Below are 25,605 nucleotides of genomic sequence, written 5' to 3'. Positions count from 1 at the left end.
GCAACAAAGTCCGCAAAGCTTTATCATTTAGCTTTGCGAACTTCGTGTTTATGTGCGCAATCTTTGATAAAAAACCTTGCGTGCTTTGCGGTTAAAATTTACTGCACATTTACAGGATTCGTTCTCACATAAGTTCCATCATCATATTTAATTTGATAAGGAGAATTGAAGAAAGTACTTGGCAAATAATAATCTGTTGAAATGACTTGAGCTCCTGATTTTTTTGCAGCTTCAAAATGAGAATAATCGTTGGCGCGTGCTTCTTTCGTGTCAGAATCTGCTCTGGTTCTTATGATGTATCCTTTTTTAACCAAATCTTCAATTTGAGGATCTTGAGAATTATTTCTAAACATCCAAGCTGCTTCTGGTTTTCCAGGCTCGGCATTAATAAAAACGGCGCGTCCCTTAAGGGACGGATGATTCAATGCGTACAAATCTCTTTTTGCGCCGTTATTATCTAAAAGAAATATAAATTTTCCTTTTGCATTTTTTAGAGTTGGCCAGTTGTTGTTCAAAACGGCTTCTTCAAGTGTTTTGTATTTTCCGCGAACCATATCTGGCGTGATAATTTTGTTTCCTAAACCTTTACGAAGTTCTTTGTCTAAAGCATCAAAAAGTTCAGGCGTAAATTTCTCTGCTTTTGTACCTAAGTAACTATCGTCGTCTTTTGGTTCCAAAGTGATAAAAACCGGAACATGATCTGGATTTGCATTCGACCATTTTTTTAGTTCAGCAAGACAGCTTTGAAGCGTGTAACATGAAGTTCTAAAATCGATATCTATCATGTGAAAAACCTTAAAGCCCGGTTTTTTCATTTCTCCATTTGGATCGTAAGCTTCTTGCGATTTTGCAATGTCAAGACCTTTTGGATGCGCAAATTTTCCGCCTTGAGAATCGCCCTGAACATCAATTTCTAGATTGCGCAAACCTTTATTTAATTGATCTGTAAGGCTAATGTGTGTGTACTGAAGTCCTTTTAGCGAACGCGAAGTATCTTTTGCCTGAATGGTGTTGTATAAATCAGTTTCAATGGCATGGCGGTAACTGTTGTGCGAACCGATAACTTGTATTTGGTTGATTTTTAAGTTGTCGCTTTGTGCGTGACTCAACTGAATAGCTCCAGCAAATAATACTGTAAACAAAATTTGTTTCATGTTTTTGATGAAATTTAGGATTGTGGAATTAAGAGGACGCAGCAACAGAGAATTGCTTTTTTTAGAGAATACTAAAGTAAAATGGACAATTGTTTTTTGTGTTAGCTAAACGAAAAGAAATCGCAAACCAAATGTCATTTTTGCCTGAAAATAGTAGTATTAATAAAACAAATCAATTCGAAATTTAATTTAAAGATAACTTTCAAACAAAAACTATTGGTGCCGTATTTCATTATTTTACATCACCAAATACTACCAAAGGCCATTATGAAGAACCCTGAAATTTTTGAAAAAACGTATACACAATACTGGAAAAAGCTCAATGCCTTTTCGTATACGATGACTCAGGATAAAGACTTGGCACAGAATATCGTGCAGGATGTTTTTATTGATTTATGGGAAAGAAAAGATGATTTGAATATTAATGCGATTGAACCTTATTTATTTCGCGCCGTCAAAAATCAGGTTTTTAAACATTATCAAAATAATCGGTTTGACAAGACAATTTTGGAAGATCAGTTTGAAGATTACATCATTGACAATTTTGCTTCTATTGATCCTGAAATAATGGATTTGCTTTATTCCTTATTGGATCAGCTTCCGGAAAAAAGAAAGGAAGTTTTATTAATGTATAAATTTCAGGATATGTCAATCGACCAGATTGCAGACGAACTTGGAATTTCGAAACAAACGGTAAAAAACCAAATTTCATCGGCATTAAAACAATTGCGCGAAGGCTTGAAAGACCTAGCCTGGATGGCGCCTTTAATCATTTTTCACAAAAACTTTTAAGATAACTTTCTGTTGATGTTTTCATAATATTTGCGGATAGTACGATTTCAAGATTCTGGTACTTATAGGTAACAATAAGTAGTATGATAAAAAGAATCAAGCATAGTTTAGAATATCTTATCGATAAAAGTTCAAGAAATAAAACTTCGATTGCAGAAGAAAATCTGCTTAATGATTTCGCCTTCAATCAATATCAAAAATCGAAATGGGATGAAGTTTCGATGGGAAATTCTGATGATGTTTCTCAGGATATCTACAATAATATTCAGTTTAGAATAGGAAAAAAGAGAACCTTTAATCCTTATTTAAAATATATAGCAGCTGCCAGTATTCTTTTTCTTGCCGGTTTAGGCTTTTGGCTTAAACCAAAAATTGCTGTCGAAAAGCAATTATCGTTTAAAACGTCATCGATTCCCAAATCTATCCAATTAAGTGACGGCTCGAAAATTTATCTGGCAGCAAACTCATTATTTCAATATCCTGAAAAATTTGAAGGAGAGGAAAGAAAAGTTTCTCTTTTAAAAGGAAATGCATTTTTTGAAATCGCTAAAGACAAAAAACATCCTTTTATAATTACTTCCAGAGAAATTAAAACCAGAGTAGTAGGAACTTCATTTCACATTCAGCTTTCAAAATCAAAATGTGAAGTGATTGTAGTAACCGGAAAAGTAAACGTGAGTTCAAAAGGGCAGAGCGTTGATTTGGTTCCGAATCAAGAAGCTTTGTTTGAATCAAATAAACTAACGAAGCAATTAGCCGATAAATCATTTTTAGTGAATTGGTATTCAACTGATGTAACGCTAAATCAAACTACTCTTAAACAAGTCATTACAATTTTACAATATAAATATGGCGTTTCATTTCAGTACGATAATGAGCGGGTATTAGCAACGCCGTTAACGGTATTCATAAAAAAAGACGCAACATTAGAGAATGTTTTAGAGCAAATAAATTATATCACAAACCTAAAATTCAGAGTTTATGGCGAAATAGTAAAAGTGGATTAAAACAAAAAAGCAGTTGCTGAGAACAACTGCCTTTGAATAAATTAAGTATCGTAAAAAAACCAATAACTTAAATCATGTATTTTAAAACTTCTTATTTAAATCTAAAGAGTCTTTTCTTTTTAGTTCTGGCTTTACTGACCTTACAGACAGGTTATAGTAAAACTTTAGTAAAAAAATCAAATTTAGAAAATAAAATAGAAAAAGCAACTCTTGTTTCTATATTTTCAAAATTGAGCCAACAAACCGATTATAAATTCAGCTACGGACAAGCTGTAATTGCTGACAATACAACTTATACAGTAAATTTTGCTGGCGGAACTGTCTCGGCAATTTTGAATGATCTTTCAAAAAAGGCAAACTTCAATTACAATATTAACGGAAAACTAGTTTTGATTCAGAAAACTGCCGCGCCAAAAGCTGCAACAAAAAAAGCGGTAGACAGAGTTAAAGTAAAAGGAAAAGTAGTTGATGAAAACAATGTGCCAATTCCGGGTGCAACGATTATGGAAACAAGTTCATCAAACAGTGCAGTTTCTAATTTTGATGGTGAATTTGAAATTACAGTTGGCGACGGAAAAACTATCGAAGTTTCGTATTTAGGGTATAAAACTAAAGTTGTTACTGTACAAAAAACTTTTATGACAATTCAGTTAGAACCAAATACTTCTGAATTGAGCGAAGTTTTAGTTGTCGGTTACGGAAAACAATCTAAAAAAGATGTAACGGGTGCTGTTACTCAGCTTGAAGCAGCAAGTTTTAAGCAAGGTGTAAACATTTCTGTAGATAATTTAATGCAAGGGAAAATTGCCGGAGTTCGTGTAGTTAATACAAGCGGAGAGCCGGGAGCAGGAGTAAATGTAACAATTAGAGGAGTTGGATCTATCAGAAGCGGAAGTACACCTTTGTTCGTTGTAGATGGTGTGCCATTGTCTAATGATGATGTGAGTCCGTCTGGAAGTAATGTTGGTTTCGGAAATTCATCGGCTAAAAATCCATTGAACTTTTTGAATACAAGTGATATCGAATCGATTACCGTTTTGAAAGATGCTTCGGCAGCAGCGATTTATGGTGCAAGAGGATCAAACGGAGTTGTTTTGGTTACAACTAAAAAAGGTTCAAAAGGTGAAGGAACATTGACTTTTGATTCCTACACAGGAGTTTCGAATGTGGCTCACAAATTGGATGTTTTAAGCGCTGACGAATATAGAAAAGCAATTAAAGACCCAGCTTTTGATCACGGAGGAAATACAGATTGGCAAGATGTGATTTTTAGAACTGCCATTACAACAAATAATTCATTGGCTTTTTCAAAACAAACGGAGACTGGAAATTATTATGCTTCTGTAGCGCAAATGAATCAGGAAGGAATTATCAATAAGAGTAATTTCAAACGTATGTCGGGAAGAATTAATGCTGCGGAATCGTTTTTAGATAACAAACGTCTTAAAGTAAAAATGAATCTTACGGCAAGTGAAACTAAAGATAATGGAGTGCCTACAAGTGATGACGGAGGTTCTAACGGACAGTTGATCGTTCATACTTTGATGGCAAACCCAACAAGATCTGTTTTTGATGCAAATGGGAAGTATACAAATTTTAATATGAATGCGCATTATAATCCAGCTTACTTGTTAAGCATTTATGATGACGTAACGCGTACATTGAGAGTTTTAGGAAATTTAGAAGCTTCGTTGCGAATTGTTGACGGATTAGAATACAAATTAAACATTGGTTTTGACCGTTCTGCATCAGAAAGGAATACGACTATTTTTCCAAACTTAACCGATTTGAACCCAAAAGGGAAATATGTTCAGAATAATTTAGATTCTAGAAACTCTTTAATCGAGCATTATTTGACTTACAATTTGAATTTGGACAAACATAAAATTGAAGCTTTAGGTGGGTTTTCATACCAAAAATTCGAAAGATCAGGAACAAGTTTTAGTGTTGATGGAATCTCAAATCAAGGAGTTGGTGTACCACCAGCAATTAATCCTGGTTTTGCAGGAACGCAATCTGGAGTTTCTGGATATGCACAGGAAAATGAACTTCAGTCTTATTTTGGAAGAGTAAATTATACTTTCAATAATAAATACCTTTTGACAGCTTCGATGAGAGCTGACGGTTCGACTCGTTTTGGAAAAAATAACAAATACGGTTATTTTCCATCAGCAGCTTTAGGATGGAATATCTCTAAAGAAAAATTCTTAGAAGATGTAACAGCAGTAAGCAACTTAAAATTAAGAGCAAGCTGGGGTGAAACTGGAAATCAGGAAGTTGAAAATAAAATTACTCAGGCAAGTTATTCGCTTTCAGGAGCTGACGGATATTATTTATATAGTGATTTGAATTTGGTAAACGGAGTTTCAGTAAACAGAACACCAAATCCTGATTTGAAATGGGAGGTTGTAACGCAATACAATTTAGGTTTAGATTTCAGTTTCTGGAATGATAAATTGTACGGAACTTTAGATTATTTCAACAAAACTACTACAGATGCGATCTTAAATGTTCCATCACAAGCGTTAAGTCCAACAACAACAATCTGGACAAATATCGACGGAAAAATCATCAATAAAGGTTTTGAATTTATGTTAGGTTCAAAATTAATTGACAAAAAAGATTTTTCTTGGAATATCGACATGAACGGTGCGACTTTGAATAATAAAATTGAAGATTTGCCAGTTTCAGAAATCTTGACTGGAACTATTTCAGGCCCTGGGCAATCTGGAGTAAATGCTAATATTTACAAAAGCGGTTACGCTGCGGGTTCTTTCTACTTATTGCAGCATATTGGTTTTGATGCTAACGGAGCAAATATTTTTAAAGATCAAAATGGAGATGGTAAAATCGACAACAGCGACAGAATTATTATTGAAGGAGCTTTGCCAACTTTTTACTATGGATTTAACAGTGATATGAGATACAAAAACTTCACGTTCTCTTTCTCAATCATTGGACAAACTGGAGGTTATTTGCTGAATAATACGGGGTTAAATGCCTTGAATATTAACAACTTGGCTTCTGATAGAAACGTGGCAACAGGCTATTATGAATCGGGTGCAAATCCAACAAATTCGCCAATTTTATCGACACTTTTCTTAGAAAAATCAGATTTTATCCGATTAAATACAGCGCGTATTGGTTACAATTTCGATTTAAAAGGAATCAACTGGATCAATGGTTTAACGCTTTATGTTACAGGACAAAACTTGGTAACAATTACAAATTATACAGGTTTTGACCCGCTAATCAACAGTCCGAAATCAAACGGCGGAAACCAATCAATTGGTATTGATTATGCTGCTTACCCAACTTCTAGAACGTTCAGTTTTGGAGCAACTTTAAAACTATAATTTATTATGAAGACAAATACATTTTTTAGTATAAAATTAATTGCATTGTTCTCGTTTATCTGGCTTTTTGCTAGTTGTACAGATCTTGATGAAGTAGTTTTGGACGAAGTATTAGGCGATAATGCTTCAAATCCGGCCGGAGCACTTGCGGCAGCTTATGACAGATTAGGAGATGGAACTTTTGTAGATCATGGAGGTGTTTTCTCATTACAAGAATATACTACAGATGAGGCTATTTTGCCAACACGCGGAAGTGACTGGGGAGATGGAGGAAAATGGAGAGATATGCACGAGTTTACATGGAAATCGGATAATGCGATTGTAGGTGACAACTGGAATAAACTGACTAACGGAATTACACGTTCGTTGACTGCAATTCAATCGGTTGAAGAAAGTTCAATTCCGGAAAAGAAATTATTTTTGGCAGAAGCGAAAGGACTTTTAGCGTATTATTTATATACCACTTTGGATTTGTACGGACAAGCGCCTTACAGAGATCCAATGAACCCAAATGCACCTTTGCAAATTTTAAAAGCCGATACTCAAATTGATAAATTAATTACAGATGTTGAGGCTTTAATTCCGGATTTGGCAAGTATGGGAGAACAGCAAACGCACCACGGCCGTTTTACTAAAGAAGCAGCTTATGGTTTTTTGGCAACAATGTATTTGAATCGCGCTGTATTTAAAGATCGTTTCAATGCGACTTCGAACTTTAATTTTAGTGAAGCTGCAGTTTCAGGTGGTGGAACAGATATGGATCGTGTAATTTATTATACTTCATTGTTGATCAATTCTGGAAAATATTCTTTAGAAAGCGATTATTTCAAAAACTTTGCAAGAGACAATGAGAAAGGAAAAGAGCTTATTTTTGCGATTTCTCAAAAGATAGATTACATCCGTAACGGTTCAAACAGCTTTGCATACGTTTGTATGGAGCGTAATCAAAGAACTTCAGCCGCAAACAGAGGAACAAACGCTGCTTGTACAACGCCTGAATTTTTTGCAACATGGGACGGAAATCATGATGATCCAAGGTTTCAGCAAAAATACCAATACTCAGATGGAACTTGGTTCAAAAACGACGGAACTGATGTAAGTGTTCCTGCTACAGATATCGTTCCGAAAAGCGCTAATTTACCTTGGTTTCATTTTAATAGAGGAATTGAATATGGACCACAATACGGACCAATATTATTATCATCAGGTTCTTTAGAAATGATCAACGGAAGAATTAAAGTTTCTCCCTTGTTTATGGAAAAAAGCACAACGACAAGAATGGATTTTACGCCTTCATTAACTTTCAAAAATCCTGCTCAGGCTGTTTTTGCTCAAAATGAAATCAATCAGGGAGCGCGTGTATTTAAATATGAATTTGATCCTGAAGGCGGAAACGGTAACAGTAATGTTGATATTCCGTTATTCCGTTTAGGTGGAATTTATACGATGAGAGCTGAAGCTTATTTCAGAAAAGGAAATACAGGATTAGCAATGGATGATTTAAACAAATTACGCACAAGCAGAAAGAGAGAAGCTTTGTTTGGAAGTGTGCCAGGAAAAGCACTTACCTCACTTGATGCGACGCAATTATATAATGAAATTGGTTTCGAATTGTATTGGGAATTATACAGAAGACCACAAATGATTCGTTTTGGGAAATTTGATCTACCGGGTACTGCTAAATCGGCTTCACAGCCATTTAGAAGAGTATTTCCAATTCCGCAATCAACTATTGACGTTACGAAACAATTTACACAGAATCAAGGTTATAACTAAGTTGTGTTAGTTAGTTTATTTTTTTATTTATTTTTTATTAGAAAAGCCTGTCTTGAAAAAGACAGGCTTCTATTTTTTTGTTTCAAGTTTAAAGTTGAAATGTGTTTAGATTCACAATCAATGGCAAACATGAAACCTGAAACAAAATAATCACACATTAAAAAAACTCTGTTCATATAAATCCCAGAGACTTCCGCTGCTGACGGCTTCTTTCATTTGTGCCATAATGATGTTGTCGCCATCGCAACGCATATTAATCATTCCGTATTTTATTCTAGTACTTCCTTCTGCAGTTGAGCGCGCTAATTCAGTTGAAAAAACTAAAGGTCTTTTTGATTTTGTATATTTTCCGGCACAGCCAATGGCATCTGCACGCGGATGTGAGTAGGTTTCATTATCTCCCGAAGAAATTACAGTGGCATACGGATTTACTTTTTCCATAAAAGCAGTTGTAAATTCTGATGCTCCGTGATGACAGGATTTTGCTACATCAACCTCAAACGGATTTGAAGTGCTGTAATGTTCCAGTAAATGATCTTCAGCAGGAATATTCAAATCACCTCCGTACAAAAAGGAACGGTTACCATAGGTTATTTTTAAAACAATACTATGTCCGTTTATGGTATGTGCTTCATCATCAAAATATTTGTAAGCCAATTTATTATCGATTTTCGACGTTACAGGTCCTAAAACTTCAATCGAAAAATTTCTATTATTAATTATTTTTGAATCAATAAGACTGTTATGATCCAATCGGATGAAATTACCAAGACGCCCTTGACTTGTGGCAGTATTGACAGCATTTAGAAATTTTTCTTGTAAATCCAACATTCCGCCTTTGGCTTGTAAAGCATTAAATTCGGCCAAAGTGCTAAATGAAGTTTCAAGATAATATTCGCCATTGTGCTTAAATTTCTTTCCGAGTTTGGTATTATATTCATCCGGAAAATTCACTTTGTCACTATTGAATTTTGCAATTCCATTATGATAAATGGTTCCAATGGTATAATGGTCATCGTTAATAATGTCAATAAGACCTTGATAATGGTCTTTGTCAAAATGACTGACAAAAATGTAATCCAGATGAACTTTTTTGTTTTTGTCAAAATAATATTTGTACTGCCATTTGCTCAAATAATGGCTTAAATTATCATTTGGACCTCCGTCAATAATTATCTTAAGTCCGTTTGCGTCATTTCCAACTTCAAGCAATGCACCGTCTCCCTGACCAACATCTACATAAAAACATTTTAAATGAGCCGAATCACCGAGGGAGGTTTTGTCAATCCAGCCTTCTTTTCCAAAAGCTACTATTTTTTGCCAATTGCCATTTTCTTCCTGCAAAATTTTCACAAATGAACCCATGAGGATGGTATTGTTTTTTCCTTTGGGTTTTCCATCGGTGCCAATGTTTTTATAGACATCGGCATAAAGACTAATAACTACTTTGTAAACGTCTGCCATGATTTTTCGATTAAAATTAAAGACTTTGTTAATGTACTCATTTTGTAATCAAATTACTAGTAAATATATGTAAATCAAATAGATAAATGTTGTTTTGTATGTTATGATTGTTTTGATTTAAGTAATTTTTTGGTTTCAAATTATAATTTGAAACCATTATGAGCTGCTAATTTGCGGTTGACTGTTCTCAATTTGGATAATTTTGGGCTAAATCAAATCAGGGTTTACATCGTTGATAAATAATAAGTTACTCTTATAAGGTTAGAAGATGTGTGGACTTTATTAATTATCAAAAAAAACTATTAGTTAAGAAACCAAATTACAAACAAATTAAAAAATCAAATTATGAAAAAGTATCACTTATTATTCGTTGTTTTTTTATTTTCTCTGACAATGTCAGCGCAAGGTCAAGGCGCGTTTTTACTTAATCTGTATGGAGGTTATACCTTTTCAGACAAAGTAGATTTTGATTCCTCATACGCAAAGGTGGAAGATGGTTTTGAGTATGGTGCAGGTTTGGAATATTTTATAATGGATAACGCTTCTATTGAATTAAAATATAACAGACTTGATACAAAAATGCCTTTATACACAAAGATTCCTTTGAACAATGGTACTATTCCTGCTGGAACTCAGGTAAATGCCGGAGATGATAAAGGCGCTATTAATTATGTTTTAGCAGATTACACCTATTATTTTGGGTCAAGTTCTCAAAAAGCACTTCCATTTTTAGGAGCTGGTGCAGGGATTGCAATTCTTGAATCACCAAAGAGTGGTAGTGGAACTTATTTTGCGTGGGAAATTAAAGGAGGTGTAAAAATCAAAACAGATTCAGCGTTCTCAATTAATCTTAATGCTTATTTGCAATCTATGTCGGCAGCTGTTGGATATGATTATTACTGGGACTACTATTGGGGACCTGTGGCAGTTACTGATTATGCCTCTACTTTTCAATTTGGTTTAGGAGCTGTTTTATGTTATGATTTTAAAAAATAAATCGCTGTAAAGCATTTTAATTCTTAAAATTTAAATTATGAAAAAAGTAGTTTTATTAGCGCTTATTGTTTTCTCTCTAAATTCATTTGCTCAATCGAGCTTAAAAGAAGATGTTGAGGTGATTCAATCCATTTATGGAAAATCTAAAGCAGATTTGGTTAGACAATATATGAATTTGTCAGAGCCTCAGGCTTCAGCATTTCAAAAAATATATGACGAGTATGAAGTTTCACGAAAAGCGCTGGGACAGCAAAAAGCGCAAATCATAAATGATTACGGAAATAATTATGCGAATCTTGATGATACAAAAGCGGCAACGTTAACTGAAGCAAGTTTAAAAAACGTCACCGACTATGATAAATTGTTGACCAAAACTTATGGCAAGGTCAAAAAAGCTGTTGGCGGTCGAAATGCTGCAAAATTTGTACAACTTGAACAATATCTTCAAGTTACGATAAGAGGTGAAATTCAAAATTCAATTCCTTTTATTGACGAAATAGAAAAAACAAAAATCAATAAAAAGTAATGAAAAAGCGATAATGCCAAAGCCGTATTATCGCTTTCTTATTTTCTGTCCTTTTGATGCAGCTAAAAGGACATCGTTATTTTATAAGAATACCAAGAGATAATATAATATATAAAAGGTATTCAGGAGTTATTTTTGATTGGAGTTTTATGCATGTGTTTCACTTTTTAATCAATAATAATCTCGAATTAAATAACATACAAAAATAATACGATTATGATACATCAAATTGATACCACGGATAATGTTGTTGCTTTTAGAGCTTTGGCAGAAGTAACAAAAGAAGACTTTTTGAATACTGTTGTTCCTGCAGTTGAACATTTGGTTAAACAGACAAACGAAATTAATTTTTTGTTGGTTCTTGATACCGATATTGAAAATTTCACTGTTGGAGCCTGGCTTCAGGATGCGTTGCTGGGCTTAAAACATCTTGGAAAATGGAACAGAGCCGCAATAATTTCAGATTCAGAAGATATTATTTCTTTTACAAATGGATTTAGTTTTGTGGTTCCGGGTGAGTTCCACGGATTTAAGAAAGAAAACTTCAATAAAGCCTTAAATTGGGTTGAAGGAAATATTAATATTTAATTTTACTTGTTCTAGGTTCCGAGTTTCAGGTTTCTCAGCAGAAATCAAATAATAAAAGCGCAAATCCATTTGAATTTGCGCTTTTTTATTTTAGAGTTGAGTAGAGAAAAATTAGTGATTGTATTCAATTCCGCTACTTTCTGTAAGTTCTTTTTTTGCTTTGTATGATTTTGAGATTTGTTTGTAACAAGCTGTAGTTAAAAGAGGTAATGCTAAGCTTCCAACAACTGCTGCCGATTTATTATGCCCGGTTTTCTTTAAAACTGCACCAACTAAAAGCGCTCCGATTCCAGCGCAAACCAAGTTTTTTACTGATAATTTAGAAGCTGGATTAGGTGTTATTCCATGTAATAAAGGATCTATAAAATTCAAATTTTCCATAATTATAATTATTTTATTCAATTAAACTAACTTTGATATCTAATTAGACGATTTTTCAACGTCTGTATCATTTTCAATCTTTTCAATTTCTGCTTTTTCTTTTTTAATAGCCTGTCGAAGCAGAGCAAAAAGACTCATATAAATATTTGCTATAAAAACCAGCGAGAATCCTGCCAAAATGTAGCCGCGCCAGTCATTTAACAAAAGTTTATAATCACAAAGGATTAAAAACACAATTGTGACATAATGACTAAAACAATATTCGCAAGTGAAAAGATAAAAGGCTTTTCGTGACAAAATTGTTTTGTCGAATTTTGAATGTTTGACACACCATTCACGCGGTTCCCGAAAAATTTCCTCATGCGTAACTGTCCAGCTGATACAAGCGATTGGAACAGCTAGAACAAAAAGCCATATAATTTGCGTAATCAAATTCATATTTGCAGTTAATTACGCTCTTGGATGATTTTCAGGATAATGTTCTGCGTCAAAATCATTTAAATCTTCAGTATCATCGTGGTCGAGATCTTCTTCGTTTTTGTTACCTAAATCGCTTTCAAAATCTAAATCAGGCTCAAAATCATTTTTTCTTTCATCATTTGTAATGGCATCGTCTTCATTTACGACACGTTCCTGATTTGGGATATTTTCGGCTTTTATCGTATGACTTTCAAAATCCTGAGACAAATGTCTCGAATCGTCTATAAATTCGTCCTGATATTGATATGGATTTTCAGATCTGGCATAATTGTCTGGATCAACAATTGTATTTTGATCAATATAATCTGGATCGCTTTCGCCAAATTCATGATGTTCCTGATTTTTTAAATCTTCTTTGAATTCGTCCTCATTAAAAGAGCCGTTGACGATAATATTTTGTTCAATAAAATCAGGATCGTGCTGATTATAATCGGGGTTTTGATACTTTTCCATAACGCTGTTTTTTTAATTGCTGTTATTTTTTCTGGATGCGAACCGCTATTTTACAAATTTACAATCTTGGCAGGCAAAAGTTCTTATAGGAATTTTAATTATAGTTGCATAATTAACAGCTGCTTATATTTTTAACAGTAAAAATGTAAAGTGGAACAATCTTGAAAAGTATGAGTTATTGTACTGAATTAAAATGGATTATAAGTAATATTTTACATTTTTGTAATGAATTATAACTCTCAGTTATATTCTATAAGGAAGATTGTAAGAAAAAAAAGAAGGTATTGCGTAATATTGCGTTTGAGCTTTTTAATTACAATAAAAGCGCTAAAAAAAATTCCCAAAATCTTTTTTACCTTCAAATTTTATGTTCCTTACCTTTACACAGACTCAAGTCCATTTTTGCTACCATAAAAAGAAATGGCAATATACTTTTGATGAAATAATCGAACTCGGTTTAATTCGAAAAAAAAGAAATTATTTTTTAGTAAACGCTTTATTTGTTCTAGTCACAGTTGCAACTTATTATTGTATGTTTTTTACAAAAATAGCCGACTTGTATTATGTAATTCCAGCGCTTTTATCTTTTACAATTCTTATTATTTTACGATTTCATGATTCCGCAGAATTCAATTATTATGTTTTAGTTCGGGATTGTTATGAAAAAGAAATTATTGTAAAAATTAAAGGAAAAGACAAAAACTATATGAGCAAACAAATTGAAGAATATGTAAATATTCAGTTTGAGCGCATCACAAAGAAAACCGCATAATTTAAAAAATGAAAATATCCGGCATTCCCCAGTATGACTTAGCTCTTATCGTTATTGCTGTTGTTTACGGGTTTATTATAACTACAAAGAAAAAATAACGATAAAACTGCTTCATTAACCTACGAATGAAGTAGCTTTAGAACCCATTTTAAATTCGGTTTAGCTGCAATACTAAATTTTAGTATTGGGCTGTATTCGCTAAACCAGATCCCAAATTAAAAATATGGCCACTTCGATTAAAAATAAAATTAAAAGCATACGAGAATTAAAAAATTACACTCAGGAATATATGGCGGAACAACTTGGCGTGACTCAGGCAGGTTATAGTAAAATTGAAAAAGGTAAAACCATTTTATCTTATGTGAAACTGGTCGAGATTGCCCGCATTTTAGAAGTTAGTGTAGAAGATATTTTAAGTTTTGATAGTGAAAGATACTTTAGCAGTTTTAATAAAGTAATAGGAAATAACAACGGAAGTATTTTGATTAATACCGAAGAAAACTCAGCGACATTAAAACTTTTGTATGAAGATAAAATCAAGCTTCTTGAAAAACTTCTCGCTAAAACCGAATCTGAGTTAGAGCGCTACAAAGAAAAATTTGGTCCGCTTTAGTTTTTTTGTTTTAATGACTTAATGATTGGTGCTCCCATTGTAGATTTTGGCTGAAATGCAAATGTTGAAGAAATTTGTCAAAAAAAAAAATGGACTTATAAATTTAATCACCAATACGTTAAACAGATTTTATGGGTTTAAAATAGGTGGTTTTCCTATTTCTTTTTATGTACAATTACAAAATTTTAATTAGCGCTTGAAAGTACTACAAAAGGATTGTAAAGTCGTGATTGTAATTCAATTTTCTGAATTCAATTTTGATATTATTATAGCGTTGAAAATGTTTAAAATTGTTTCTGCATAACTTCCAATTCGGCTATAATCAATCCTTTCATTGTGGTGTTCACGTAATCTTTCACTTCGGCATATGAAAGGTGATATTTTCTTTTAATGTCTTGAAAATGAATAGGAAATGAATTCAGGATTTTGTCATAATAAAGATCCAGTTGTTTTTCATTTGGCATTTCAAAATTCAGTTTAATCTGAAAGCGTCTTAATAAGGCAGTATCAATGCTGTTATAAAAATTAGTTGCACAAATGAGCAGACAATTTGCTGGAAAATAATCTATTAACTGAATAATTGTATTAACCAAACGTTTCATTTCGGCAACATCTTTGTCGTCGTTTTCACGGCTTTTGGCAATTTGGTCAAATTCATCTAAAAACAAAACGGCATTTTCGCGAGCCGCTTTATCAAAAAGTGCCTTTACATTTTTAGACGTTTCACCAATTCTTGCATTTATAATTGTGCTCAGATTTACAATAATAATTTCTTTATTCAAAGCGGTTGCAATAGCTTTTGCAGTTGTAGTTTTGCCACAGCCAGAATGACCGTGAAGCAATATTTTATTGTCAACCTGAAGATTGTATTTTTTCAGCTCGTTAATATAGCGATGTTCTTTTATAGTCTGTTCTAAAACGGTTTTATTTTCAGTACTAAAAAACAGATCCTGAATCGCAATTTTTTCGGTATCGTTTACGGTAAGCTCGTACAGATTCATTTGAATTTTATTTTGGTGCAAAATTAAGCTTATTTCATAATACTTTCGCACCAAACTTTATAGATAAAATTGATTTTTAGATCATTATGTTTTACTTCTTTTTCAGTTTCAATTTGAAAAAATCAATCGTTCTTGTCCATGATAAAGTGGCAGCTGATTCATCGTATCTTGGCGTTGTATTGTTGTGAAAACCATGATTTACTCCGGAATAAAAGTAAGCAGTATTTTCTACTTGATTTTTGTTTAAAATTTGCTCAAAAGCTGGCCAGCCGTCATTTACGCGCGTATCAAGACCTGCGTAATGTAGCATTAACGGGGTTTTAATTTTTTCTGCTTCTTCAGCAGTTGGCTGTCCGCCATAATAGGGAACCGCTGCTTTTAGATCGGGTAATTTAACGGCCATCATATTGGCAATCCAGCCGCCAAAACAAAAGCCAACAACACCGACATAGCCATTACAGTCTTTATGTGATTTTAAATATTGAAATGCGGCAATAAAATCTTCTAGCATTTCTTCGCGAGTACGTTTCTTTTGCAATTCTCTTCCTGCATCATCATTGCCCGGATAACCTCCAAGTGGTGATAATGCATCGGGCGCAAGTGTGATGAAACCTTCAATTGCAGCTCTTCTTCCCACATCTTCTATATAAGGATTTAGACCGCGATTTTCATGAACTACAATTATTCCTGGCAGTTTCTTTTTAGTTTCTACTGGCTGTGATAAAAGCCCTTTTATGCTTCCGCCTCCTTTTGGCGAATCGTAATTTATATAACCGGTTTTTAATCTTGGATCTGTAGGCTGAATTAAAATGCTGTCGACATAATTTGGTGTCATAAAGCTCAAAAGCGACGGAAGTGTCAGTGTCCCAACCGCAAAAATGGATAATTTCTCAATAAATAGTCGACGGTCAATTTTATTGTGAGCATAATCATCATATAAATCGAATACTTCCTGACTGATATCTTCTTTGCTTAGTTTCTTCATAGCTTTTAATTTTTAAAACTAATTTAGGAAATAAAAGCGTTACTTTTAAATATCATTAATTCTCTTTTTAAAATACAATACATATTTTCAACGTTATAGAATATAATTCTGCAATTTCTAATAGAAATTATGTAAAGCAAACCGATTCTTATTTTAGAAATTTGGATAACATTACCCAAAACTGTTTTTAATTTTAAATAATCAAATAAGATGAAAAAGATAACCTGCTCATTTGCGCTTTCTCTGATATTTTTTATGTCGTTAAGCTGCTCTAGTTGTTCTAATGATAAAGATAATCCTGCAGATCCGGGAACAGTTACAGATCCTGTAGAAACAAATGCTCCTAATAGTGCATACAAGCCTGCATTTGAAGGCCAAACCCGTATTAATGGAATTAAAACAAATACCAGCTACGAAGGCGTTGTGGTAACTAGTGCATTGGCAAGTCCGTGGGGAGTAAAATTGCTTCCTGATGGTCGACTTTTAATTACAGAAAAAGCGGGACAAATGCGTATTGTAACTACTGCTGGGGTTGTAAGCAGTCCGATTACCGGACTTCCTGCCGTTAATGCTTCGGGCCAAGGAGGTTTGCTAGGTTTATGCCTTGATCCGGATTTTGCTTCAAATAAAATGATTTATTGGGTTTATTCGGAAGCAACAACAGGCGGAAATAACACGGCTGTAGCCAAAGGAAAACTCTCTACTGATGAAAAAACAATTGAAGGAGCAACGGTAATTTATCGTGCAAAACCTGCGAACCCAAGTAATCTTCATTATGGAGGAAGAATTCTTTTTGATAAAACAGGAAATCTTGTTGTGAGTACAGGGGAACGTTCAGTTTTAGAAACCAGACCATTGGCACAATCTGTTTCTTCTGGTCTTGGAAAAGTAATTCGATTAACGAAAGAAGGACAAGCTGCTTCTGGAAATCCTCTTTTTACAGGAACTGGAGCTTTACCAGAATTATTCAGCATAGGACATAGAAATCCACAGGGATTGGCGCTTCATCCCGTTACAGGCGAAATTTGGGAAAGCGAACATGGACCAAGAGGAGGTGATGAAATCAACAGGTTAAAAGCTGGTGCAAATTTTGGCTGGCCAACGATCACATACGGAATTGAATACAGCGGTGAAAAAGTAGGAGCTGGAATCCAGCAACAAAGCGGTATGGAACAGCCTGTTTACTATTGGGATCCTGTGGTTTCTCCAAGCGGTATGACATTTTATACAGGCAATCGTGTTCCAGAATGGGAAAACAATTTATTTATTGGAGCTTTAAGCGGTATGCACATTGTGAGACTTGCAATTGAAAATAACAAAGTTGTTGGAGAAGAGCGATTATTGGCCTCAGAAGGTCAACGTTTCAGAGATATTACACAAGGAAATGACGGCGCACTTTATGCAGTCACAGACCAAGGCCGACTCTATAAAATTGACAAGAAATAAAAACTAAAAGCGCTGTTGAGAATAAAAAATCAACAGCGTTTTTTTTAATGCAAAATCTTTTTTTTAAATAAAGTATTTGAGTTTTGTAAATTTTATTACTTTTACTAAATCGATTTAGGAATGTTTTTATTTACTTTACATGAAGAATATAGTATTTAGTTGTCTGTTTATTTTTGCTTTAAACCTGTTTACAAATGCGCAAGAATTAAAATCACCTGATGGAAATTTGAAGCTGGAATTTCATTTAGATTCAGCGGGAAGTCCTGATTATTCTTTGAATTTTAAGGGAAAAGAAGTGTTGAAGAAAAGTAAAATGGGATTTGTTTTGAAATCAGATATTTTACTAAATAAAGATTTTAAGATTGTTGATACTCAATTTCAGTCTGAAAATAATATTTGGAAACCCATTCTTGGAGAGCAAAAAGAAATCAGGAACAATTATAATGAAATGAAAGTTTCATTAGTGCAGGAAAAAAGTAAAAGAAAGCTAATAGTATGTTTTCGTTTGTTTAATGACGGATTAGGTTTTCGTTATGAATTTCCTGTTCAGGAAAATTTGCGTCATTTTATAATTCAGGAAGAAACAACCGAATTTAATTTAACCGGAGATCATAAACTTTTCTGGATTCCGGGTGATTATGACACAAACGAATACAGCTATACGACTTCAAAAATATCTGAAATGCAAGCCTTAGTTTATGATGCCGTAAATGTACCGTTAGCCGCACAGAGTTCAATTAAAAATTTAGCGACACAGACACCGTTGATGATGAAGACGCATGAAGGACTTTATATTAACATTCATGAAGCAGCTTTAAAAAATTATCCAGCAATGTGCCTGAATGTAAACGACAAAACTTTTTCATTAAGTTCACATCTTGTTCCCGATGCAGTGGGTAATAAAGGATATATTCAGACCGGAAGTTTTACACCTTGGAGAACAATTGTAGTCAGCGACGATGCCCGAAATATATTGGCTTCAAAAATGATATTGAATCTTAACGAACCTTGCAGCTTTGAAGATGTTTCCTGGATTAAGCCCGTAAAATATATTGGTGTTTGGTGGGAATATTTTACAGGAGGTGGATCGACATGGGCTTATTCTGATACTCAGGATGTGGTAATTGGCAAGACTGATTTTTCTAAACTAAAGCCAAATAACACGCACGGAGCAAATACCAAGCATGTTAAAGAATATATTGATTTTGCTTCTTCAAATGGTTTTGATGCTGTTTTAGTTGAAGGATGGAATGAAGGCTGGGAAGATAATACCGCTTTTAAAAAAGAGCATATTTACAGTTTTACAAAAGCCTATCCAGATTTTGATGTTAAAGAACTAAGCGAATATGCAATGCAAAAAAAGGTAAAAATCATTATGCATCATGAAACGACATCTTCTGCTTCAGAATATGAAAGACAATTAAACGATGCCTTAAATTTTATGACTACCAATAATTATAATGCTGTGAAAACAGGATATGTTGGTCCAATTATTCCGAGAGGCGAACATCATGACGGTCAGCAAATGGTGAATCACTATACTTATGTCGCAACTGAAGCTGCTAAACATAAAATTATGTTGGATTCTCATGAAGCGGTTCGTCCAACGGGTTTACACAGAACCTATCCAAACTGGTTTGCACAGGAATCGGCACGTGGGACAGAATTTGAATCGATGGAAGGAATTCATCCAGATCATACTACTATTTTGCCATTTACAAGATTAATGGGAGGGCCTATGGATTATACGCCAGGAATATTTCAGGGCGATTTATCAGTTTACGGATCTAAGAAAAATAAATTGAGTACAACAATTGCGAAACAATTGGCATTGTACGTAACAATGTATAGTCCGTTGCAAATGGCAGCGGATTTGCCTGAAAATTATATCCGTTTTAAAGATGCTTTTCAGTTTATTAGAGACGTTGCTTTAGATTGGGATGAAACCTATATTCTGGAAGCTGAACCTGGCGATTTTATAACTATTGCAAGAAAAACAAAAGGAAAACAAGAATGGTTTGTGGGAGGCATCACAGATGAAAATTCACGTACAGCTTTGATTGATTTTAGTTTTCTTCCGGCAGGGAAATCATTTACAGCCACTATTTACGAAGACGGCAAAACAGCTGATTATAAAACAAATCCGCAATCGTATGGTATTCGAAAAATAACCGTAAACAGTAAAAGTAAATTAAAACAAAAACTTGCTCCTAGTGGAGGAGTGGCTATTTCTATAAAATAAATAAAAATTTAGATATGAGTACTATAAATTATCCATTACAGTTTGAACCAATTCTAAAAGAAAGAATTTGGGGCGGAGAAAAATTAAAAGCGCTTCTTAATAAACCAATTGTTTCTGCTATTACAGGTGAGAGCTGGGAATTATCAACGGTTGAAGGCGATGTAAGTATTGTGAAAGACGGTGATTTAAAAGGAAAATCTTTAATAGAATTAATTGAAGATGCTCCAAATGAAATTTTAGGAACTGCAGTTTATGCCCGATTTGGAAAACAATTTCCGCTGCTTTTTAAATATTTAGATGCCAGGGAAGATCTTTCAATTCAAGTGCATCCTAATGATAAATTGGCTAAAGAACGTCATAATTCATTTGGAAAAACTGAAATGTGGTATGTAATGCAAGCTGATACAGATGCCCGAATTATAGTTGGTTTTAAAGAAGATTCAAGCAAAGAAGAATATTTGGAAAATCTAAAAAATAAAACTTTGGTTTCAATTTTAGATGATGTAAAAGCCAAAGCAGGAGATGTTTTCTTTCTGGAAACAGGAACGGTTCACGCTATAGGAGCAGGTTTGGTTGTGGCCGAAATTCAACAAACCTCAGATATAACCTATCGTTTATATGATTTTGACCGAACAGATGCAGAAGGAAACAAACGTGAATTGCACGTAGATTTGGCATTAGACGCCATTAATTACAATAAAGTTTACACGTATAAAAATTACGAGAAAGTCGAGAATAAATCAAATGTTATTGTCGATTGTCCTTATTTTACCACCAATATCATTCCGCTTGACGGAGAAGTTGATTTTACTAAAACAGGGGAGACTTTTACTGTTTATATGTGTATAGAAGGTGGTTTTAAAATTGAAATCGACGGTGAGATTTATTCTTATATAAAAGGAGACACAATTTTGATTCCGGCAGCAGTAAAAACCTTTACCGTAAAGGGAACAGCTTCAATTTTAGAAGTATTTATCTCATAAAAAAAGAACATTTAATTGACGGTTAAAAAAATTAATATAGCATATAATCCTTGTAAATACTGAGGAATATATGTTATATTAACTCTAAAAAAATGATTCGTTCAAAAAAATATTTACAAAATCGTTTTAGTAATCATTTTTAATATATATTTGTGACAGAATTAATAACTGCTTAATAAAAAATTAACAACCTCAATGAAAAAAATTACTATAAAAGATATTGCTACAGAAGCTGAAGTTTCTATATCTACAGTATCTTTTGTTATTAATGGTAAGGGGGAGAAAATGGGCATTAGTGCAGCTGTTATTAAAAAAGTACAGGATGTTGCTGAAAGTCTGAATTATAGACCTAGTATGATTGCAACCAGTTTAAGAACTGGAAAAACAAGATCAATTGGACTTATAGTAGAAGATATTTCGAATCAATTTTTTGCAGATTTAGCGCGAGTAATTGAAGATGAAGCAAAAAATATCGATTACAGAGTTTTTTACTGCAGTACCGGCGATGACGATGAACGTTCTGAAGAATTGATACATAGTCTTTTACAGGCAAATGTTGATGGTTTTATTATTACGCCGACTAAAAACTTGGAGGAGAAAATTGATTTGCTTTTAAAACTGAAAAAACCTGTTGTATTAATAGATAGGTATTTTCCTGGGCAAAGAGTTAGTCATGTAGTGATGGACAATTATGAAGCAGCAAACTCGGCAGCTAAGTTTTTAATCAATAAAGGTTGTCAACATATTGCTGTTGTGAACAACACTTCTGAAATGGTTCAAATGACATTGCGTGAGGATGGTTACAGAGATGCTTTAAAAGAACATGGAATGTATAATGAATCTCTTGTTCTTCACATTGATTATCATAGTAATGAAGAAACCAGAATCTCTGCAATAATGAATTTTTTTAAAAAAAATGAGCAGATTGATGCGGTGTTATTTTTAGCAAACTACATGGGACTTGCAGGATTACAGGTTTTTAGGGGGATGGGAATTGAAATTCCAAATGATATCTCAGTAATTAGTTTTGATGATCATGATAGTTTTAAATTACATACACCTACAATTTCAGTAATTGCACAGCCAATCGAAGATATTGCAGTTAAATCAATTCAGTTGCTGATGAGTCAGATGACTGATATGGAAACATTTAAAATTGAAAAAAGTCTTAAAAAAGGAAAGTTGATTGTAAGAGAATCGGTTTAATTTTTTTGAGAGCATATGGAATAAAAAGAAAGAAAACATGGCGTTTTTTTTTACTCTTTTTACTAAATCGTTTTAGTAAAATTTTAGAAAAAATGAATTTGAGTAGGATTTATTTTTTCAATATAAAATGTTGATTTTTTGGAGAGTAGAAAAATTTTAAAACATAGTGTTTAAAGGTGGAGATCTTTAAATACCTATTACAATTGAGTTCGAATTTATTACTAATTATTAAAAAACAATCACGTTAAAACAAACAAAAATCAAAACAAATAACCAAAAAAAATGCTTATGAAACGAATTTTAGCAGTGTTAGGAATGGTATTGTTAAGCAGCCTTGGTGCTGTTGCGCAAAATCGATTAATAACAGGCATAGTTGCTGATGCACAGAACAAGGGAATTGTTGCTGCATCCATTGAGGTTCAAGGAAAACCATTTAGCGGAGTTACTGATGCTGAGGGGAGATTTAAAATGAATGTTCCGGAAGGTAAAGTTACACTTAATGTATCTTCTATCGGTTTTGTATCAAAATCAATAGTACTTCAGGAAAACGAAAACAGAGTTTCGGTTGTATTAATCGAAAATGCACAAGAATTAAAAGATGTAGTAGTAACTTCATTTGGAGTTAAAAAACAAAAGAAAGCTTTAGGTTACGCAGTTGGAGAACTTAAAGGAGAAGACCTTACAAAGAATAAAGAAATTAACTTAGGAAATGCTCTTCAGGGAAAAATTGCCGGAGTTAACGTTTCTGCGCCGGTTACAGGACCTTCTGGTTCAAGCCGTGTGGTTATTCGTGGAGCAACTTCCGCTTCTGGATTAAACCAGCCGTTGTATGTTGTAGATGGTATTCCGATCGATAACAGTCAACAAGGAAATGCTAACATGTGGGGTGGAGCTGATAAAGGAGACGGAATGTCGTCATTCAACCCAGAAGATATTGCTTCTATGTCAGTATTAAAAGGTAGTGCCGCTTCTGCTCTTTACGGTTACAGAGGATCAAACGGTGTAATCTTGATTACGACAAAAAAAGGTAAAAACGGAACAGGTTTAGGAGTAGATTTCAGTACAAATTCTACTTTTAATACACCAGCAAGTCTTTTGCATTGGCAAGATCAATATGGAGCAGGAGCGCCTGTAAACGGTGTTGCTACAAGATTCAGCGATTTGCAGGAACTTAGAGATTCTTACTATTTTGCATGGGGAGATAAATATGACGGAACGCCTTCTCTTTCACTTGACGGAAAAACAAGACCTTATCAAGCATATGGAAAAAATAATGTTGAAAATTTCTACAGAAACGGATATTCTTTCAGCAATACGTTAGCAGTTTCTGGAGGAAATGAAACAACGAATTTCAGATTATCTTTTGGAAATACTAAAGATGAGTCAATTATGCCAGGAACAAATTTCGCAAGAAACAACGTGGCATTAAGCTTGAATTCGGCTCCAAACAAAAAAATAAGCATTGAGTCTAATGCGCAATATATTACAGAGAAAAGTCATAACCGACCTTATTTGAATGATTCGCCTAGAAATCCTTCTTTCCCAACCACTTTTATGACCCCGGGAACAGACATCAGATGGATTAGTGATGCTTATGATGCTAACGGTGGTGAAGCAGATTATTTTGGTGCAAACACGTATCATACAAATCCATATTTTGCGACTCAAGAACCTTTAAATGATGACCTTAGAAAACGTTTTATTGGTTCTGCAAAAGTGAATTATAACATTACAGAAAAAATTTATGCTAAAGGTGTTATTGGTATTGATGATATTAATTATGAATATACTGAAATCGAGCCTACTGGAATAAACTACAATCCTGGTGGATCTTACGAAAACAGAGTAGAAGGACGTACAGAGTACAATGCTTCTGGTTATTTAGGATACAAAGGTGATATTGTAAAAAATCTTTCATTAGATGCTTTTGTTGGAGCAAACCGTCAGCATAACAGATACAGCGGTATCAAAATGAAAGGAAATAATTTCATTGTTCCGTTCAAATATTTCTATGGAAATACACAGCCAGATAAAACAGAAAAATTATTTTCTGAAAGCGAAGTAAACTCACTTTTCTATTCTGCTGATATCGGATATAAAGATTTCTTATATGTAAGTTTAACAGGTCGTGAAGATTGGTTTTCTACTTTAGATCCATCAAACAATAGTACTTTTTATCCTTCTGTAAGTTCAAGTTTTATTTATTCTGAAATTATTGATTTGCCAGAATGGATGTCTTATGGTAAATTCAGAGCTGGTTGGGGTAACGTAGGGGGTGCATTGCCAGATGCTTATGCTTTATCATTGACTTATACTGCGCCAGACGGACAAACAGATTCTCAAGGACAACCAATTTTAGGTGTTAACGGAGAAACAGTTCCAAACAAATTCCTGAAACCTTATAATGTTAGTACAATCGAATTTGGTTTCGAAAATACTTTCTTCAATAACAGATTAAGTACAGATTTGACTTTTTACCAAAAAAGAACAACAAACGATATTGCTGATGCTGATATTTCTCAGGCTTCTGGTTACAGAACAACAAAAATCAATGTTGGTGAAATCTTAAATAAAGGGGTGGAGTTTGCTGTGAACTTAAAAGCAGTGAAAACACCAAGTTTCTCTTGGAATGTTGGATATAACTTTGCTTACAATGATAGTGAAGTAGTTAATCTTTCAGATAAAATTACGACAAAGTCATTGGAAGGAAACAGAGATTCGAGAGCTTCTGTAGTTTTAGAAAAAGGACAGCCTTTTGGAGTAATCAAAGCGTATGATTATTTAAGAGATGCAAGCGGAAACATTGTTCTTGATACAAATGGAAAATTTATGAGAGGAAATCTAATCATTGCTGGTCAAGGTGTTGCGCCAACTTCAATGGGACTTACAAATGATTTCTCTTATAAAAACTTTACACTTTCAGTTTTTGTTGATGCGAAATTTGGAGGCGAAATCTATTCTGCTACAAACCAGTTAGGAACTCGTTACGGATTATCAGAAATTACACTTCCAGGTCGTGAAGGCGGAATTGCAGTGTCAGGAAAAGATGTTAACGGAAATGCTGTAAACACTACAGTTTCAGCTTACGATTATTGGAGAAGCTACAGTGATGTAACATCAAATTTTGTTTACGATGCTGATTTTGTTAAGCTTAGAGCGATCTCTTTTGCTTATAATTTCCCAAAAACATATTTGCAAAAAACACCATTTCAATCTATCAGTTTAGCATTTTCAGCACATAACTTATGGACAATTTATGACAAAGTGCCAAATATCGACCCAGAGTCTAACTATTCTAATAGTAATGCTCAAGGTCTTGAAAGAGCTTCTATGCCTTTGACAAGAAATTATGGTTTAACGCTTAATGTCAAATTCTAATCATAA

At 33.8% G+C, this 25,605-nt stretch carries 21 protein-coding genes; 14 read left to right on the top strand and 7 right to left on the bottom strand.

Features of this window, described 5'->3' with window-relative positions:
- Nucleotides 1–98: 98 nt before the first annotated feature.
- A complete protein-coding gene (locus ACWA1B_RS16915; RefSeq protein ID WP_456908889.1) occupies nt 99–1,154 on the bottom strand; it encodes a phosphatidylinositol-specific phospholipase C1-like protein in 1,056 nt (351 codons plus the stop codon).
- Between the two features lie 267 nt (nt 1,155–1,421).
- Here ACWA1B_RS16915 and ACWA1B_RS16910 point away from each other — a divergent pair, with 267 nt between their 5' ends.
- From ACWA1B_RS16910 to ACWA1B_RS16895, 4 genes are all read left to right on the top strand, one after another.
- On the top strand, nt 1,422–1,946 hold the full coding sequence (locus tag ACWA1B_RS16910; protein WP_035651241.1) for an RNA polymerase sigma-70 factor: 525 nt from the start codon (nt 1,422–1,424) through the stop codon (nt 1,944–1,946).
- An 83-nt stretch (nt 1,947–2,029) separates the two neighbouring features.
- A complete protein-coding gene (locus ACWA1B_RS16905) occupies nt 2,030–2,953 on the top strand; it encodes a FecR family protein (protein WP_456908887.1) in 924 nt (307 codons plus the stop codon).
- Nucleotides 2,954–3,027: 74 nt separating this feature from the next.
- Nucleotides 3,028–6,309 carry a SusC/RagA family TonB-linked outer membrane protein gene (locus ACWA1B_RS16900; RefSeq protein ID WP_456908885.1) on the top strand — a complete coding sequence of 1,094 codons (3,282 nt, stop codon included), beginning with the start codon at nt 3,028–3,030 and terminating at the stop codon, nt 6,307–6,309.
- A 6-nt stretch (nt 6,310–6,315) separates the two neighbouring features.
- A complete protein-coding gene (locus tag ACWA1B_RS16895; protein WP_456908883.1) occupies nt 6,316–8,085 on the top strand; it encodes a RagB/SusD family nutrient uptake outer membrane protein in 1,770 nt (589 codons plus the stop codon).
- Between the two features lie 150 nt (nt 8,086–8,235).
- Here ACWA1B_RS16895 and ACWA1B_RS16890 read toward each other — a convergent pair whose 3' ends face one another.
- Complete coding sequence (locus ACWA1B_RS16890; RefSeq protein WP_456908881.1) at nt 8,236–9,549, bottom strand: hypothetical protein; 1,314 nt, start codon at nt 9,547–9,549, stop codon at nt 8,236–8,238.
- 345 nt (nt 9,550–9,894) lie between these two features.
- Here ACWA1B_RS16890 and ACWA1B_RS16885 point away from each other — a divergent pair, with 345 nt between their 5' ends.
- The 3 genes from ACWA1B_RS16885 to ACWA1B_RS16875 all read left to right on the top strand — a co-directional run bounded on the left by ACWA1B_RS16885 (nt 9,895) and on the right by ACWA1B_RS16875 (nt 11,659).
- Nucleotides 9,895–10,545 (top strand): outer membrane beta-barrel protein, encoded by a 651-nt coding sequence (locus ACWA1B_RS16885; protein ID WP_456908879.1) that lies wholly within the window; start codon nt 9,895–9,897, stop codon nt 10,543–10,545.
- A 37-nt stretch (nt 10,546–10,582) separates the two neighbouring features.
- Nucleotides 10,583–11,071: a hypothetical protein gene (locus ACWA1B_RS16880; protein WP_456908877.1), complete on the top strand. Its 489-nt coding sequence runs from the start codon at nt 10,583–10,585 to the stop codon at nt 11,069–11,071.
- Nucleotides 11,072–11,287: 216 nt separating this feature from the next.
- The gene (locus tag ACWA1B_RS16875) at nt 11,288–11,659 is read left to right on the top strand and encodes a SpoIIAA family protein (protein WP_456908876.1); all 372 of its coding nucleotides are present in this window, start codon (nt 11,288–11,290) and stop codon (nt 11,657–11,659) included.
- 111 nt (nt 11,660–11,770) lie between these two features.
- Here ACWA1B_RS16875 and ACWA1B_RS16870 read toward each other — a convergent pair whose 3' ends face one another.
- The 3 genes from ACWA1B_RS16870 to ACWA1B_RS16860 are packed head-to-tail and all read right to left on the bottom strand — an operon-like array spanning nt 11,771 to nt 12,973.
- Complete coding sequence (locus ACWA1B_RS16870; protein ID WP_456908874.1) at nt 11,771–12,040, bottom strand: PrgI family protein; 270 nt, start codon at nt 12,038–12,040, stop codon at nt 11,771–11,773.
- Nucleotides 12,041–12,079: 39 nt separating this feature from the next.
- Nucleotides 12,080–12,478: a hypothetical protein gene (locus ACWA1B_RS16865; protein WP_456908872.1), complete on the bottom strand. Its 399-nt coding sequence runs from the start codon at nt 12,476–12,478 to the stop codon at nt 12,080–12,082.
- 12 nt (nt 12,479–12,490) lie between these two features.
- A complete protein-coding gene (locus ACWA1B_RS16860) occupies nt 12,491–12,973 on the bottom strand; it encodes a hypothetical protein (protein ID WP_456908870.1) in 483 nt (160 codons plus the stop codon).
- Nucleotides 12,974–13,505: 532 nt separating this feature from the next.
- On the opposite strand from ACWA1B_RS16860, the gene ACWA1B_RS16855 reads away from it, so the two are divergent.
- Complete coding sequence (locus ACWA1B_RS16855) at nt 13,506–13,745, top strand: hypothetical protein (protein WP_456908868.1); 240 nt, start codon at nt 13,506–13,508, stop codon at nt 13,743–13,745.
- A gap of 223 nt (nt 13,746–13,968) precedes the next feature.
- Nucleotides 13,969–14,358 carry a helix-turn-helix transcriptional regulator gene (locus tag ACWA1B_RS16850; protein ID WP_456908866.1) on the top strand — a complete coding sequence of 130 codons (390 nt, stop codon included), beginning with the start codon at nt 13,969–13,971 and terminating at the stop codon, nt 14,356–14,358.
- Between the two features lie 284 nt (nt 14,359–14,642).
- Here the strand turns inward: ACWA1B_RS16850 and ACWA1B_RS16845 are convergent, their stop codons facing one another.
- Both ACWA1B_RS16845 and ACWA1B_RS16840 read right to left on the bottom strand, forming a co-directional pair.
- Complete coding sequence (locus ACWA1B_RS16845; protein WP_456908864.1) at nt 14,643–15,359, bottom strand: AAA family ATPase; 717 nt, start codon at nt 15,357–15,359, stop codon at nt 14,643–14,645.
- Nucleotides 15,360–15,450: 91 nt separating this feature from the next.
- A complete protein-coding gene (locus tag ACWA1B_RS16840) occupies nt 15,451–16,344 on the bottom strand; it encodes a dienelactone hydrolase family protein (RefSeq protein ID WP_456908862.1) in 894 nt (297 codons plus the stop codon).
- Nucleotides 16,345–16,554: 210 nt separating this feature from the next.
- Between ACWA1B_RS16840 and ACWA1B_RS16835 the strand changes: the two genes are divergently transcribed.
- The 5 genes from ACWA1B_RS16835 (at nt 16,555) to ACWA1B_RS16815 (ending at nt 25,599) form a co-directional block, all read left to right on the top strand.
- The gene (locus tag ACWA1B_RS16835; protein WP_456908860.1) at nt 16,555–17,790 is read left to right on the top strand and encodes a PQQ-dependent sugar dehydrogenase; all 1,236 of its coding nucleotides are present in this window, start codon (nt 16,555–16,557) and stop codon (nt 17,788–17,790) included.
- A 139-nt stretch (nt 17,791–17,929) separates the two neighbouring features.
- Nucleotides 17,930–20,032 carry a glycoside hydrolase family 97 protein gene (locus ACWA1B_RS16830; RefSeq protein WP_456908858.1) on the top strand — a complete coding sequence of 701 codons (2,103 nt, stop codon included), beginning with the start codon at nt 17,930–17,932 and terminating at the stop codon, nt 20,030–20,032.
- A gap of 14 nt (nt 20,033–20,046) precedes the next feature.
- A complete protein-coding gene (locus tag ACWA1B_RS16825; RefSeq protein ID WP_456908856.1) occupies nt 20,047–21,015 on the top strand; it encodes a type I phosphomannose isomerase catalytic subunit in 969 nt (322 codons plus the stop codon).
- Nucleotides 21,016–21,210: 195 nt separating this feature from the next.
- Entirely contained in the window at nt 21,211–22,221 is a 1,011-nt protein-coding gene (locus ACWA1B_RS16820) for a LacI family DNA-binding transcriptional regulator (RefSeq protein ID WP_456908854.1), read from the top strand.
- Between the two features lie 288 nt (nt 22,222–22,509).
- Nucleotides 22,510–25,599 (top strand): SusC/RagA family TonB-linked outer membrane protein, encoded by a 3,090-nt coding sequence (locus ACWA1B_RS16815; protein ID WP_456908852.1) that lies wholly within the window; start codon nt 22,510–22,512, stop codon nt 25,597–25,599.
- The last annotated feature ends 6 nt before the right edge of the window (nt 25,600–25,605 follow it).

The organism is Flavobacterium xizangense, assembly GCF_054075145.1.
This window is presented reverse-complemented; position numbering and strand designations above follow the sequence as displayed.

What these genes read in the sequence shown, in the direction of transcription:
- ACWA1B_RS16915 (WP_456908889.1), bottom strand. Translation starts at nt 1,154, where the DNA reads ATGAAACAAATTTTGTTTACAGTATTATTTGCTGGAGCTATTCAGTTG.
- ACWA1B_RS16910 (WP_035651241.1), top strand. Translation starts at nt 1,422, where the DNA reads ATGAAGAACCCTGAAATTTTTGAAAAAACGTATACACAATACTGGAAA.
- ACWA1B_RS16905 (WP_456908887.1), top strand. Translation starts at nt 2,030, where the DNA reads ATGATAAAAAGAATCAAGCATAGTTTAGAATATCTTATCGATAAAAGT.
- ACWA1B_RS16900 (WP_456908885.1), top strand. Translation starts at nt 3,028, where the DNA reads ATGTATTTTAAAACTTCTTATTTAAATCTAAAGAGTCTTTTCTTTTTA.
- ACWA1B_RS16895 (WP_456908883.1), top strand. Translation starts at nt 6,316, where the DNA reads ATGAAGACAAATACATTTTTTAGTATAAAATTAATTGCATTGTTCTCG.
- ACWA1B_RS16890 (WP_456908881.1), bottom strand. Translation starts at nt 9,549, where the DNA reads ATGGCAGACGTTTACAAAGTAGTTATTAGTCTTTATGCCGATGTCTAT.
- ACWA1B_RS16885 (WP_456908879.1), top strand. Translation starts at nt 9,895, where the DNA reads ATGAAAAAGTATCACTTATTATTCGTTGTTTTTTTATTTTCTCTGACA.
- ACWA1B_RS16880 (WP_456908877.1), top strand. Translation starts at nt 10,583, where the DNA reads ATGAAAAAAGTAGTTTTATTAGCGCTTATTGTTTTCTCTCTAAATTCA.
- ACWA1B_RS16875 (WP_456908876.1), top strand. Translation starts at nt 11,288, where the DNA reads ATGATACATCAAATTGATACCACGGATAATGTTGTTGCTTTTAGAGCT.
- ACWA1B_RS16870 (WP_456908874.1), bottom strand. Translation starts at nt 12,040, where the DNA reads ATGGAAAATTTGAATTTTATAGATCCTTTATTACATGGAATAACACCT.
- ACWA1B_RS16865 (WP_456908872.1), bottom strand. Translation starts at nt 12,478, where the DNA reads ATGAATTTGATTACGCAAATTATATGGCTTTTTGTTCTAGCTGTTCCA.
- ACWA1B_RS16860 (WP_456908870.1), bottom strand. Translation starts at nt 12,973, where the DNA reads ATGGAAAAGTATCAAAACCCCGATTATAATCAGCACGATCCTGATTTT.
- ACWA1B_RS16855 (WP_456908868.1), top strand. Translation starts at nt 13,506, where the DNA reads ATGTTTTTTACAAAAATAGCCGACTTGTATTATGTAATTCCAGCGCTT.
- ACWA1B_RS16850 (WP_456908866.1), top strand. Translation starts at nt 13,969, where the DNA reads ATGGCCACTTCGATTAAAAATAAAATTAAAAGCATACGAGAATTAAAA.
- ACWA1B_RS16845 (WP_456908864.1), bottom strand. Translation starts at nt 15,359, where the DNA reads ATGAATCTGTACGAGCTTACCGTAAACGATACCGAAAAAATTGCGATT.
- ACWA1B_RS16840 (WP_456908862.1), bottom strand. Translation starts at nt 16,344, where the DNA reads ATGAAGAAACTAAGCAAAGAAGATATCAGTCAGGAAGTATTCGATTTA.
- ACWA1B_RS16835 (WP_456908860.1), top strand. Translation starts at nt 16,555, where the DNA reads ATGAAAAAGATAACCTGCTCATTTGCGCTTTCTCTGATATTTTTTATG.
- ACWA1B_RS16830 (WP_456908858.1), top strand. Translation starts at nt 17,930, where the DNA reads ATGAAGAATATAGTATTTAGTTGTCTGTTTATTTTTGCTTTAAACCTG.
- ACWA1B_RS16825 (WP_456908856.1), top strand. Translation starts at nt 20,047, where the DNA reads ATGAGTACTATAAATTATCCATTACAGTTTGAACCAATTCTAAAAGAA.
- ACWA1B_RS16820 (WP_456908854.1), top strand. Translation starts at nt 21,211, where the DNA reads ATGAAAAAAATTACTATAAAAGATATTGCTACAGAAGCTGAAGTTTCT.
- ACWA1B_RS16815 (WP_456908852.1), top strand. Translation starts at nt 22,510, where the DNA reads ATGAAACGAATTTTAGCAGTGTTAGGAATGGTATTGTTAAGCAGCCTT.